1 pseudogene is annotated in these 542 nt (G+C 56.1%); it reads right to left on the bottom strand.

What is annotated here, in order from left to right:
- Nucleotides 1-500 (bottom strand): annotated as a pseudogene (locus AB4090_RS15130) (hypothetical protein); the annotation flags it as partial.
- Between the last annotated feature and the right edge of the window lie 42 nt (nucleotides 501-542).

Below are 542 nucleotides of genomic sequence, written 5' to 3'. Positions count from 1 at the left end.
GGTACCGCCTCCTGGTTCGGCAAAGATGGTGGTGCCGCAGACGAGAGCACAGCCAGCACGGAAGTCTCCACAGGGCGCAACACGAAATCTGTGTACTCGCCCCCCATGGACAGGGGCGGATGATCCGGGTTGTTGTCTATGTGGCCGTCATGTTCCTGCCCAAAGGCTGCCTTGAGTGCACCTTCGGCAAAACCTAAATCAAAGAACTCTCCTGGCCAGCGACGTTTCCCGTAATTGAGGCGTAACGCTGCACCATAATGGGAGTGCCGCTCGCGGATACGCAAAGGGGCATCCGTAGCAGCGAAGGCTTCATGCAACGCCAGGTCGCCGAAACCACAATATCGATAGAGCGTCTCCGCGTACTGCAGGCATTCCCCTACAGACCATTCCGGATGCTCTGCAAACACGCCCTGTAGCTGTCGATGGCTGACCTCCGCTGCGGAGCGGATCAGAATCGCCTCCCGCGCAATATAATGACAGTCCTCGATAATAAGCTGCAAAACTCGATTGTAATGATTGCAGTGAAAAATCTGGGGTTCACC

The organism is Acidithiobacillus sp. IBUN Pt1247-S3, from assembly GCF_041146875.1.
Taxonomy (GTDB): Bacteria; Pseudomonadota; Gammaproteobacteria; order Acidithiobacillales; family Acidithiobacillaceae; genus Igneacidithiobacillus.
The sequence above is the reverse complement of the archived record's forward strand: the minus strand, read 5'-3'. Positions and strand labels throughout refer to the sequence as shown.